We start from the raw sequence: 12551 nt of genomic DNA, 5'->3' as shown, positions 1-12551 counted from the left end.
CCACTACCTCCAGATACGCGGTGAGGATGTTTTGAAGGTCAAGCGCGGTGCGCTGAAAAATTCTCAGCGAGCACTTGGGGGCCTCGATCGAGCCTGGCTTAATCCCTCCCTGCCCCTTCTGTTAGCTAAAGAGGCAACAGAGACTCGTTCTTGGCCATCGGAAGGATTCTGAGTAGGCCATTACGGCGCCCACCTACCCGCTTCCACGCCGATCAGCGCCCTACCGCGTTCACAGGTTGGCGAGAATTTTGACGGTCACAGAGCAGCAACTCGACAAACGGCTACCTGTCAGATGGCTTCCGAAGTCGGCGAAAGACATCCTCGATCCAGTGGACTGGCGGTGCATCATCGATTCCCTCACCCAGCCCCGGGCGAAATAGGGCTTGAACGATTACGGCTCTGTCCGCTTCGTCTACCAGTGCTCGATTCTCTTGGTTAGGGTTCGAGAGCGCCAGGAACGTTTCCACCATGGTTACCCGGATGGATGCTTCCTGAAGTCGACCGAGGTGTTCAGCGGCCTGCCGAACCGAAAATCGGAGCGCCCACAAGCACAAGAACCCGACGACAGCAATCTGAAATAGCTCGGGTAAAAAAGGGATGACACCAAGATCCAATTTTGTGGCCCCCGAAATAACGATTGTGGCCGACTTTGCGATAAGCATTTCTGAAGCGTGTGGTACGAGTCTAAATGCAATAAAAAGTGCAAATATTGCGGCTAGCGCGCCCCAAATAGATGCACCAACACGATGAGACCTTCGGCGATCGTTCCAATAGTTCCTTGGTGCTCTCAAGGCCAACTGTGTGTCATAGGTCGCGCGAAGATCCGTCCACTCCTCCTGAACACTGCCCAGGAACTCATCGGCTTCGCTTTTCAGGACTTCTAGTCGCTCTCTAAGCAAAACTTCGGCATCCTCTGCCATTGCAGCAGTGGCCTCCTTAGCTTGACGCAACGTGCGCCCCAGGCCCTCCTCTTTATCTCTAGCGCCAGCGACGCTCAATTCGATATCTCGAACCCCTTGTGCGGCATGTGTGCGCAGAGACTCTTCGCTACCGGCCAGAAGTGTTCTAGGTATCGATCGCCACAAGCGCCGAAGATTACTCGGATGTATGACGCGACTGATATCTCTACCAGTACTTATTGCAACCAGCACTCTAGCGGCGGCCTCATCGACCTCGAATAGCGAGATGATGCGAAAACCCAGCTGGCTCCTGGAATAGATAATTTCGTGTGCAAGTATCCTTTCAGAGACCTCAGTTGCGAGGCTGAAGATGAGGGTCTCACGGACTGCATCAGAGGCTGATGCAGCCTGCTCTGCCCTCTCTGCATAGTTTGACCACTCGGCCGCATGCTCCGCTGATCCTCGCTGCCCCAAATCCCCGACCACATCTGATTCGTGGTACCCGCCGCCCTCACTAAAGGGCTTCCAGTGGGATGCCTCACTTTGTATCCAATGCGAGAATTTCCCCGGGGTGTCGAAGGTAATTGGCTCTTGGAGTCCAACTTCCACATTGAGATGAAATGCTGGATTCTCAGTCACATCAACCTCTTCTTGCAGTCGAACGCTAAGCTACATATTCCGCCGATACTCCCCACCCACCTCATAGAGCGCATGGCTGATCTGTCCGAGGCTGTGGGTCTTCACCGCTTCCATCAACGCGGCGAAGATGTTCTTTCGGTCACGGGCGGTGGTCTGGAGGTAGCTTAGGGGGTTTTTCGCGCCGGAAGACGCCGTGGCGGGGGCACTGAGAGAATTTCTCGCGGCCTGGAAGGTCCGGACATTGGCGATCTGGGCGCCCTTCTCTTCCGGGGTCGAGCGGATCAGTTCGATCTCGGTCATTACCTCGCCGGCGTGGTCCTTGGGCAGGAAGGTATTGACGCCGACCAGGGGCAGGCTGCCGTCGTGTTTCTTGTGCTCGTAGTACAGGCTTTCTTCCTGGATCTTGCCGCGCTGGTACATGGTGTCCATGGCGCCCAGTACGCCGCCGCGCTCGCTTAGGGCTTCGAACTCCTTGTAGACGGCCTCTTCCACCAGGTCGGTCAGCTGCTCCACGGCGAAGCTGCCCTGCCAGGGGTTTTCGTTGAAGTTCAGCCCCAGCTCCTTGTTGATGATCATCTGGATGGCCACGGCCCGGCGCACGCTTTCTTCAGTGGGCGTGGTGATGGCTTCGTCGTAGGCGTTGGTGTGCAGGCTGTTGCAGTTGTCGAACAGCGCGTACAGGGCCTGCAGGGTCGTGCGGATGTCGTTGAACTGGATTTCCTGGGCGTGCAGGCTGCGGCCGGAAGTCTGGATGTGGTACTTCAGCATCTGGCTGCGCTCGTTGGCGCCGTAGCGTTCGCGCATTGCCCTTGCCCAGATGCGGCGGGCGACGCGGCCGATCACGGTGTACTCCGGGTCCATGCCGTTGCTGAAGAAGAAGCTCAGGTTGGGCGCGAAGTCGTCGATGTGCATGCCGCGCGCCAGGTAGTACTCGACGATGGTGAAACCGTTGCTCAGCGTGAAGGCCAGCTGCGAAATCGGGTTCGCCCCGGCTTCGGCAATGTGGTAACCGCTGATGGACACCGAGTAGAAATTGCGGACCTTGTTGTCCACGAAGTACTGCTGGATGTCGCCCATCATGCGCAGGGCGAATTCGGTGCTGAAGATGCAGGTGTTCTGCGCCTGGTCTTCCTTCAGGATGTCGGCCTGCACGGTGCCGCGCACGGTGGCCAGGGTCTGGGTCTTGATGCGCTCGTAGGTTTCCGCGTCCACCAGCTGGTCGCCGGTGACGCCCAGCAGGCCCAGGCCCAGGCCTTCGTTGCCCTCGGGCACTTCGCCGCTGTATTCGGGGCGCTTCTTGCCTTCGAAGAACTTCTCGATCTTGGCGTGGGCGTCGTCCCAGCGCTTCTGGTCTTCGCGCAGGTACTTCTCGACCTGCTGGTCGATGGCGGTGTTCATGAACATCGCCAGGATCATCGGCGCCGGGCCGTTGATGGTCATCGACACGCTGGTGGTCGGCGCGCACAGGTCGAAGCCCGAGTACAGCTTCTTCATGTCGTCCAGGGTGGCGATGGAGACGCCGGAGTTGCCGATCTTGCCGTAGATGTCCGGGCGCTCGGCCGGGTCTTCGCCGTACAGCGTGACCGAGTCGAAAGCGGTGGAAAGGCGCGCGGCCGGCTGGCCCTTGCTCAGGTAATGGAAGCGGCGGTTGGTGCGCTCGGGCGTGCCCTCGCCCGCGAACATGCGGATGGGGTCTTCGCCGGTGCGGCGATACGGATACACGCCGCCGGTGTAGGGGTAATGGCCGGGCAGGTTTTCCTTGCCCAGGAAGACCAGCAGTTCGCCCCAGCTCTTCCACTGCGGGCCGGCGATCTTCGGGATCTTCTGGTGGCTCAGGGACTCGCGGTAGTTCTCGACCCGGATGACCTTGCCGCGCACGGTGTATTCGGTCACCTCTTCGGTGATCGACTTCAGGCGCTCGGGCCATTCGCGCAGCAGGTTGATCGAATTGGCGCTCAGCGCCTTCACCGCGTCGTTGTAGCGCTGGCGCAGGGTGACCAGGCTGCGGTCGACGCTGACCTGCGGCGCGTTCGGGTTGTCGCCGCTGGCGGCGCCCTGGCGGCGCTCCCACTGGAACACCATCTTGCGGCGGTCCGGCAGGCCCTGGCGGCGTTCGCCGCAGTCGGGCCACTGCGCGGCGTCCTTCTGGGCGCCGCTGCTGCCCGGCTGGGGCACCACCAGGTGGTGCGGGTCGAACAGTTCCAGCGGCTTGGGCAGGTCCGGGTCGCCCAGTTCGCGCAGGGATTCGTAGTAGTGCTGGGCGCGCTCGGCGGCTTCGGCCTGCTTTTCGATGCTGGCGTTGACCTGGCGGCCCTGCTCGGCGATCTCGGCCAGGTAGCGGGTGCGGTTGCCGGGGATCAGGACGGTGGCGCGTGGGGATTTTTCGTCTACGTCGGCTTCGGGGGCGAAGTCGCAGCGGCTGGAGCCTATCGGGACTGAAGTCCCTCCCACAGGGGAGTCGCCGTCCTTTGTGGGAGGGACTTTAGTCCCGAGCTTTTCCCTCAAGAGGCGGCAGAGGTTGGCGAACATCCAGGTGACGCCGGGGTCGTTGAACTGGCTCGCGATGGTCGGGTAGACCGGCACGTCCTCGTCCTTCATCTGGAAGGCGACGCGGTTGCGCTTCCACTGCTTGCGCACGTCGCGCAGGGCGTCTTCGGCGCCGCGCTTGTCGAACTTGTTGAGCACCACCAGCTCGGCGAAGTCGAGCATGTCGATCTTCTCGAGCTGGCTGGGCGCGCCGAAGTCGCTGGTCATCACGTACACCGGGAAGTCGACCAGGTCGACGATCTCGGAGTCGGACTGGCCGATGCCGGCGGTTTCCACCATCACCAGGTCGTAGCCTTGGGCGCGCAGGAAGGCCACGCAGTCCTTGAGCACGGCATTGGTGGCCACGTGCTGGCGGCGGGTGGCCATGGAGCGCATGAAGACGCGCGGGCTGCGCAGGGAGTTCATGCGGATGCGGTCGCCCAGCAGCGCGCCACCGGTGCGGCGGCGGGTCGGGTCGACCGAGATCACCGCGATGCGCATCTCCGGGAAGTGCTGCAGGAACCGGTTCATCAGCTCGTCGGTGACGCTGGACTTGCCGGCGCCGCCGGTGCCGGTCAGGCCGACCACCGGGGTTTTGCCGCCGGCGAGCTGCCATTCCTTGCGCATCGAGGCCAGCTGGGATTCGTCGATGGCTTCCTGTTCCAGCGCGGTGAGCATCTTGCCGACGGCGATTTCGTCGTCGATGTCCACGCGCGGGCTGATGCCGTTGTCCTTCCTGGCCTTGGCGGACTTGCCCTTGCCGTCGGCCGGCTCACCCTTGGCCCGCTTGTCCTTGGCTTCCCGGGTCCGGCGCACCAGGTCTTCGATCATCGCCACCAGGCCCATCTGCATGCCGTCGTTGGGGTGGTAGATGCGCTCGACCCCGTAGTCCTGCAGCTCCCTGATTTCTTCGGGCGTGATCGTGCCGCCGCCGCCGCCGAACACGCGGATGTGGCCGGCGCCGCGCTCGCGCAGCATGTCGACCATGTACTTGAAGTATTCGGTGTGGCCGCCCTGGTAGCTCGACAGCGCGATGCCGTCGGCGTCTTCCTGCAGGGCGGCCCGCACCACGTCCTCGACGCTGCGGTTGTGGCCCAGGTGCACCACTTCCACGCCTTGCGCCTGGATCAGCCGGCGCATGATGTTGATCGCGGCGTCGTGGCCGTCGAACAGGCTGGCGGCGGTGACGAAACGCAGCGGGCTGCGCTCGGGATCGCGGTCGGGAAGCTGGTTGGCGGGCGTGCTCATGGGGCGGTCTCGCAAACGAAAGACGGATACGCCCGATTGTAGCGCCGACCGTATGGTCCGCCCTAACCCCCGCCCCGCGCCGCCCCGGCGCGCCCGGGCTTAGTCGGAACCGGCGTCCTGGCCAGTTTCGGACGCGGGCTCGCCCTCGGCGTCGGCCGAGGCCGGCACCAACGGCTCGCCCGCCTCGAGCCTGGCCAGCGCTTCTTTCGCCGCCGGCTCGCCCTTGTCGGCCGCCGCCTGCAGCCACTTGCGGCCACGCTCGGGGTCGGCCGGGCCGGCGACACCACGGGCCAGGAACATGCCCAGGTTGTACATGCCCTGGGCGTCGCCGGCTTTGGCGGCCTTGTGGTACCAGTCCTGCGCCTGCGCCGGGTCGGCGGGCACGACGGTGCCGGTTTCGTGGAACAGGCCGATCGAGGTCATCGCCGGGGCATGGCCCAGCGCCGCCGCGCGCAGGAACCACTGCAGGCCCAGGGTCTTGTCCAGGGGCACGCCGATGGCGTGGGTGTAATGGATGGCCAGGTTGTTGGCCGCTTCGGCATTGCCGGCTTCGGCGGCCTGGCGGTAGTAGGCGAGGCCGCGTTCGACGTCGCGCTCGGGCAGGCCTTCGGCGGTGTTCATGTACAGCCAGCCCAGCATCGCCATGGCCGGGGCGTGGCCGGCCTCGGCTGCGGCTTCGAGCTTGGCCAGGCCTTCGGCCTGCTTGCCCTTGTCGTAGAGCGACTGGCCCTGCTTGAACGCGGCGGCGCCGGCCGGCGCGTCGTCGGCGTTCGCGGTCAGGGCAAGGGAAAGCAGCAGGGGCAGGAGCAAGGTGCGCATGGTGGATTCCGTGGGTCAGGATTCAAGGGAAAGGGCTTGCTGCATCGGCTGCAGCCGGGTTTCGTAGCGTCGCCACTGGCCCAGGAACCGGGCGTGAACCGGTTCGCGCAGCTGCACGGCGCTGGCGGTGGCGACGGCGCCGGTGCGGCCGGCGATGTCGGCCGCGCCGGGCTGCCAGGGCAAATCCAGGAAAGCGAAGACGCGACGCGCCGTCGCCTCGGTTTCGGTCACCAGCGCATCGTAGGGCACGTCCAGGATCCGGCCCGGGAAGGCCGCGTGCCAGTGCGCCATCAAGGCCTGGTAGCGGCGCAGGTGGCCGGCCATCTCGATCTGGTCGTAGCTGTGCGGATAGGCGTCGGCGAACAATTCCTTGAGGTTGGAAAAGCCCACGTCCATCGGGTCGCGCACCAGATGCAGGAACCTGGCCTGCGGCAGCGCCCGGGCGATGTGGCCCAGCCACAGGAAGTTGGCCGGCAGCTTGTCGGTGTAGAGGCGTTTGCCGCCGGCGTGCCATTGCGTGTGCGACAGGTAGCGCCGGCCCAGCTCGGCCTCATCGATGTTCGCGGCCGCCTCCAGCAGGGCCAGGTCCGGGCCGGGCCGCCCCATCCGGTTGCAGCACCAGCGCACCTGGAAACCGAAGTCGCGCAGCTCGCCGGCGTCGGCGACGTCGTCGGCGCCGGCCAGGATGCGTTCGAGCAGCGTGGTGCCCGAGCGCGGCTGGCCCAGGATGAACACCGGCGCGGGGCCGTCGTCGGCCACGGCAGCGGCGCCCTGCCCGTCCACCTGCATCAGGCGGTCGAACACGGCCTGTTCCTGCGCCGGGTCGAAGGCCACCTGTTGGCGGCGGGCACGCATGCCGGCCTCGAGCGCCTGCCAGGCGGCGTCGATGTCGCCGAGGTCGTCGAGTTCCTTGAACAGCGCGTAGTGCAGGGGCGGTGCGTCCGGGTAGTCGGCCGGCATCGCCGCCAGCGCGGCCCGCAGGCGCGAGACATGGTTCTTGTCCGGCGTGGCGCGGCAGAGCTTGGCCAGCTGCCGGTGCGCGCCGCCGTGCAGCGGCTGGCGCGCCAGGCAGGCTTCGAAGGCCGCTTCGGCGGCGTCGTGCTCGCCGGCGTACAGCGCCGAAAGGCCCTGCTGGTAATGCAGTTCCGGGCTGTCCGCGCCCAGCTTGCGGGCCCGCTTCAGGAAGGCCTGGGCCTGCACCGGGAAACTCTGCGCCTGCAGGCGCTGGCCCACCCCCAGCTGCACCGCCGGGTCCGGCGCCTCGACCAGGGGCGGCGACTGCGCCAACGCCAGGGCGGCCTCGAGTTCGCCAACCTGGCACAGCAGGTCGACGATGGCTTCGAGCACCACCGGGTCGGACTCGTCGGCGTCGCGGGCCAGCAGCGCCTGGGCCACGCCTTCGCGCAGGTCGCCCCGGTCCAGGGCGCCCTGGGCCAGCCGCAGGCGGGCCGGCGCGACCCAGTCCGGGTGCGTTGCCAGGCGGGTGTAGGCCTCGCCGGCCTGGACCGCCTGGCCGCGCGCGCGCAGCTGTTCGGCGGCCTGCCAGGTGGCCAGGGCGTCATCGGTGGTCATGGGCGAAGTGTCCGGCAAGCGTGCCGGCGCTGGCAATGCGTCAAGGCGTGCTCAACCGCCCAGGGCCTTGCAGAAGGCCTTGGCAAACGCGCTGCGCCGGACGTCGGCATCGTCGCGAACCTCGCCCGGGACGCGACTCAGGCTGGCCTTTTCCAGGCGGTCGATGTCGGCGCCGCGGCGGAAGGCGACCTCGCGCTGGATGCGGGCGCGCTGGTGGTCGGACAGGCCCGAGCGCAGCTTCAGTTCGTTGTCGGTGAGCACCCGCCAGGGCACGAACACGGCCTGCAGCCGGCTCTCGGCGATGGTGAAAAAACCGGCGCCGAACAGGTCCACGTGCACCGCGTGCGCCTGCAGCATCCAGTCGCCGCCGTCGCGGTAGTTCAGGGTGCTGGTGAGGGTGCCGACGGGTGCCACCGGCGCCCGGCCCAGCCGGGCCTCGCCGCTGAGCAGGATCCCGCGCAGGTCCGACAGCGGGTGCACCAGGGTCTCGTCCTTGGCCCGCAGCAGCACGTTGCCGCCTTCCCAGTCGAGCCCGGTGAGGTGGCCGTAGAGCAGCTCACCGCCGGCCATCAGCAGCAGCACCTTGCTCAGGTCCGGCCCGACCTCGCCCATCCAGCGCGGCGGCTGCGGCAGGCCGTAAAGCACGCCGGCGCCATAACCAAAGGTGCCGGGCAGATCGTCGACGCGGGTGGATTCGGCCATGCCCGGCAGTCTAAACCAAGGCCCTGAACCCTGTAGGAGCGCCTTCAGGCGCGAAGCTTTTTTGCCAAAGGCCGAAAATCAAAAGATTCGGGACTGAAGTCCCTCCCACAGAGAACTGCAAAAAAAAAGGGCGACCACGCGGTGGTCGCCCAACGAACCCTGCTCTAGGGTTGGAGGCTGGCGGTTCTCCGGGGAGAGACAAAACCGCCAAGCACTTAGACCAACGCCGGGACCGGGGCGCATCGGCCATGCCGCTGCGGCGCCACCGCCGGACGGTCCGTCCTGGCCGACGGACGTACCCGGGCGACCCGCCACGCACGGCCCTGCCCGGCTAGAGCGTTTGCTTTACACTACGCCGCGCCGCCAGCCGGCGAGGCCCTGCGATTGCATATTGCAGGCCATTAAATTCAATAACTTGCGGGCTTTATTTCAAGTTTGATCGCACGAGGCGCCGACCCCGGCCCCGCGCAGTCCGCCAGACCGGAGCCTTCCATGATCTTCGAAACCATCTCGACCTCGAACCACGAGGAAGTGGTGTTCTGCCACAACAAGGACGCGGGCCTGAAGGCCATCATCGCGATCCACAACACCGTGCTGGGCCCGGCCCTGGGCGGTACGCGCATGTGGCCGTACGCCTCCGAGGAAGAGGCCCTGAAGGACGTGCTGCGCCTGAGCCGCGGCATGACCTACAAGGCGGCCGTGTCGGGCCTGAACCTGGGCGGTGGCAAGGCGGTGATCTGGGGCGACCCGAACAAGGACAAGTCCGAAGCGCTGTTCCGCGCCTTCGGCCGTTTCGTGAACTCCCTGGGCGGCCGCTACATCACCGCCGAGGACGTCGGCATCGACGTCAACGACATGGAATACGTGCTGCGCGAAACCGACTACGTCACCGGCGTGCACCAGGTGCACGGTGGTTCGGGCGACCCGTCGCCGTTCACCGCCTACGGCACCCTGCAGGGCCTGCTGGCCTCGCTGCAGGTGAAGTTCGGCGACGAAGACGTGGGCAAGTACTCCTACGCCGTGCAGGGCGTCGGCCACGTCGGCATGGAATTCGTGAAGCTGCTGCGCGAGCGCGGCGCCAAGGTCTTCGTCACCGACATCAACAAGGCCGCCGTGCAGCGCGCCGTCGATGAGTTCGGCTGCGAGGCCGTGGCCCTGGACGACATCTACGACGTCGACGCCGACGTGTACTCGCCGACCGCCCTGGGCGGCACCATCAACGAACAGACCCTGCCGCGCCTGAAGTGCAAGGTCATCTGCGGCGCCGCCAACAACCAGCTCGCCAACGACGAAATCGGCGTCGAGCTCGAAAAGCGCGGCATGCTCTATGCCCCGGACTACGCCGTCAACGCCGGCGGCCTGATGAACGTCTCGCTCGAGATCGACGGCTACAACCGCGAGCGCGCCATGCGCATGATGCGCACCATCTACTACAACCTGGGCCGCATCTTCGAGATCGCCGACCGCGACAAGATCCCGACCTACAAGGCCGCCGACCGCATGGCCGAAGAGCGCATCACCGCCATCGGCAAGCTGCGCCTGCCGCACCTGGGCGCCGCCGCGCCGCGCTTCCAGGGCCGCCGGGGCAACTGAGCCCGGCCTTGACCGGGCCGCCACGGCGGCCCGGTCATCATTGCGTTACCCACAGACACGGAGTCGTCCATGCGCCCTTTCCCCCTCGGTGAAGACCTCGACGCCCTGCGCGACGCCGTCCGGCGCTTCGCGGACAGCGAGATCGCCCCGCGGGCGGCGCAGATCGACGAAGACAACGCCTTCCCGCAGGACCTGTGGCCCAAGCTGGGGGAGATGGGCCTGCTGGGCCTGACCGTGCCCTCGGAATTCGGCGGCTCGGACATGGGCTACCTGGCCCACCTGGTGGCGATGGAGGAAATCTCCCGCGCCTCGGGTTCGGTCGGCCTGAGCTACGGCGCGCACAGCAACCTGTGCGTGGCCAACCTCTACGCCAACGGCAGCGACGAGCAGCGTCGCAAGTTCCTGCCCAAGCTGTGCAGCGGCGAGTCCAAGGGCGCGCTGGCGATGTCCGAGCCGGGCGCCGGGTCCGACGTGGTCGGCTCGATGAGCTGCCGCGCCGAACTTCGCGACGGCGTCTGGGTCGCCAATGGCAACAAGATGTGGATCACCAACGGCCCCGAGGCCGACGTGCTGGTGGTCTACATGCGCACCGCCGGCAAGGACGCGGGCTCGCGCTGCATGACCGCCTTCCTGGTCGAGAAGGGCATGAAGGGTTTCTCCACCGCCCAGAAGCTCGACAAGCTGGGCATGCGTGGCTCCAACACCTGCGAGCTGGTGTTCGAGGACTGCGAAATCCCGGCGGAAAACGTGCTGGGCGAAGTGAACCAGGGCGTGAAGGTCCTGATGAGCGGCCTCAACACCGAGCGCCTGGTGCTCACCGGCGGCCCGCTGGGGCTGATGCAGGCGGCGCTGGACATCGCCCTGCCCTACGTGCGCGAGCGCAAGCAGTTCGACGCGGCCATCGGCACCTTCGGCCTGATGCAGGGCAAGATCGCCGACATGTATACCGCGCTGCAGTCGTCCCGGGCGTTCGCCTACCAGGTGGCGCGCGACTTCGACGCCGGCCACGCCAGCCGGGTCGATTCCGCCAGCTGCCTGCTGCACGCCAGCGAGTCGGCGGTGCAGGTCGCCCTGGAAGGCATCCAGGCGCTGGGCGGCAATGGCTACATCAATGAATACGCCACCGGCCGGATCCTGCGCGACGCCAAGCTCTACGCCATCGGCGCCGGCACCAACGAAATCCGCCGCATGCTGATCGGCCGCGAACTGTTCGAAGACCGCGGCTGAGCGCCCCCTTGTAGGAGCGCCTTCAGGCGCGAATCTTTTCCAGGGCCCGGCAACCAGGGCGAAATCAGAAGCTTCGCGGCTGAAGCCGCTCCTACCGGGGCTTGGCGGGCGGCATATAATGGGGAATTCCCCACACCTCCCGGAGTCGTCATGTCCAAGGTCGTCATCGCCGGTGCCAAGCGCACCGCCCTCGGGGCCCTGCTGGGCCAGTTCACCGGCGTGCCCGCCACCCAGTTGGGCAGCACCGCCATCCAGGCTGCGGTTGAACAGGCCGGCATCGCCGCCGACAAGGTCGATGAAGTCATCATGGGCTGTGTGCTGCCCGCCGGCCTGGGCCAGGCCCCCGCCCGCCAGGCGGCACTGGGCGCCGGCCTGCCGATCTCCGCCGGCTGCACCACCATCAATAAGGTCTGCGGCTCGGGCATGAAGGCCATCATGATGGGCCACGACTTGATCAAGGCCGGCTCGGCCAGCGTCGTCGTCGCCGGCGGCATGGAGTCGATGACCAACGCGCCGCACCTGCTGATGAACTCGCGCACCGGCACCAAGTTCGGCAGCACCGAGATGCTCGACCACATGGCCTGGGACGGCCTGGTCAACCCCTACGACAAGCAGGCCATGGGCGTGTTCGGCGAGAAGTGCGCCGAAAAGTACAGCTTCAGCCGCGAAGAGCAGGACGCCTACGCCGCCGAATCCGTGCGCCGCGCCCTGGCGGCGCAGGCCGATGGGTCGTTCAAGGACGAAATCGCCCCGGTCACCGTCAGTGGCCGCAAGGGTGACGTCGTGTTCGACACCGACGAACAGCCCGGCCGCTGCAACATCGAGAAGATCCCGACCCTGCGCCCGGCCTTCAAGAAGGACGGCACCATCACCGCCGCGGCCTCCTCGTCGATCAACGACGGCGCCGCCGCCGTGGTGCTGGCCTCGGAAGAAGCCGCCAAGGCCCAGGGCCTGGCCACGATCGCCACCATCGTGGCGCACGCCACGCATTCCCAGGCGCCCGAGTGGTTCACCACCGCCCCGGTGACGGCGATCCAGAAGGTGCTGGACAAGGCCGGCTGGAAGGTCGGCGACGTCGACCTGTTCGAGGTCAACGAAGCCTTCGCGGTGGTCGCCATGGCCCCGATGAAGGAGCTGGGCGTGCCGCACGACAAGCTCAACGTGCACGGTGGCGCCTGCGCCCTGGGCCACCCCATCGGCGCCTCCGGCGCCCGGCTGGTGGTGACCCTGGTCAATGCGCTCAAGCGCCGTGGCGGCAAGCGCGGCGTGGCCGCCCTGTGCATCGGCGGCGGCGAAGCGACCGCGCTGGCGATCGAACTCGCCTGA

8 protein-coding genes are annotated in these 12551 nt (G+C 66.4%); 3 read left to right on the top strand and 5 right to left on the bottom strand.

Going from position 1 to position 12551, the window contains the following annotated elements; translation table 11 throughout:
- Positions 1-281: 281 nt before the first annotated feature.
- The 5 genes from N788_RS14485 to N788_RS00575 form a co-directional block, all read right to left on the bottom strand.
- A complete protein-coding gene (locus tag N788_RS14485; protein ID WP_152560310.1) occupies positions 282-1538 on the bottom strand; it encodes a DUF6161 domain-containing protein in 1257 nt (418 codons plus the stop codon).
- 30 nt (positions 1539-1568) lie between these two features.
- The gene (locus N788_RS00590; RefSeq protein ID WP_034219944.1) at positions 1569-5312 is read right to left on the bottom strand and encodes a methylmalonyl-CoA mutase family protein; all 3744 of its coding nucleotides are present in this window, start codon (positions 5310-5312) and stop codon (positions 1569-1571) included.
- A 99-nt stretch (positions 5313-5411) separates the two neighbouring features.
- Positions 5412-6131: a tetratricopeptide repeat protein gene (locus N788_RS00585; protein WP_051924195.1), complete on the bottom strand. Its 720-nt coding sequence runs from the start codon at positions 6129-6131 to the stop codon at positions 5412-5414.
- A 15-nt stretch (positions 6132-6146) separates the two neighbouring features.
- Positions 6147-7703, bottom strand: coding sequence for a tetratricopeptide repeat-containing sulfotransferase family protein (locus N788_RS00580; RefSeq protein WP_034219943.1), 1557 nt, complete (start codon positions 7701-7703; stop codon positions 6147-6149).
- A gap of 51 nt (positions 7704-7754) precedes the next feature.
- The gene (locus N788_RS00575; protein ID WP_034219941.1) at positions 7755-8405 is read right to left on the bottom strand and encodes a hypothetical protein; all 651 of its coding nucleotides are present in this window, start codon (positions 8403-8405) and stop codon (positions 7755-7757) included.
- 492 nt (positions 8406-8897) lie between these two features.
- Here N788_RS00575 and N788_RS00570 point away from each other — a divergent pair, with 492 nt between their 5' ends.
- The 3 genes from N788_RS00570 to N788_RS00560 all read left to right on the top strand — a co-directional run bounded on the left by N788_RS00570 (position 8898) and on the right by N788_RS00560 (position 12551).
- A complete protein-coding gene (locus N788_RS00570) occupies positions 8898-9998 on the top strand; it encodes a Glu/Leu/Phe/Val dehydrogenase dimerization domain-containing protein (RefSeq protein ID WP_034219939.1) in 1101 nt (366 codons plus the stop codon).
- Positions 9999-10067: 69 nt separating this feature from the next.
- Positions 10068-11225 (top strand): isovaleryl-CoA dehydrogenase, encoded by a 1158-nt coding sequence (locus N788_RS00565; protein WP_034219936.1) that lies wholly within the window; start codon positions 10068-10070, stop codon positions 11223-11225.
- A gap of 150 nt (positions 11226-11375) precedes the next feature.
- Positions 11376-12551 (top strand): thiolase family protein, encoded by a 1176-nt coding sequence (locus tag N788_RS00560; RefSeq protein WP_034219934.1) that lies wholly within the window; start codon positions 11376-11378, stop codon positions 12549-12551.

The sequence above is a fragment of the Arenimonas donghaensis DSM 18148 = HO3-R19 genome (genome assembly GCF_000743535.1).
Lineage (GTDB): Bacteria > Pseudomonadota > Gammaproteobacteria > Xanthomonadales > Xanthomonadaceae > Arenimonas > Arenimonas donghaensis.
This window is presented reverse-complemented; position numbering and strand designations above follow the sequence as displayed.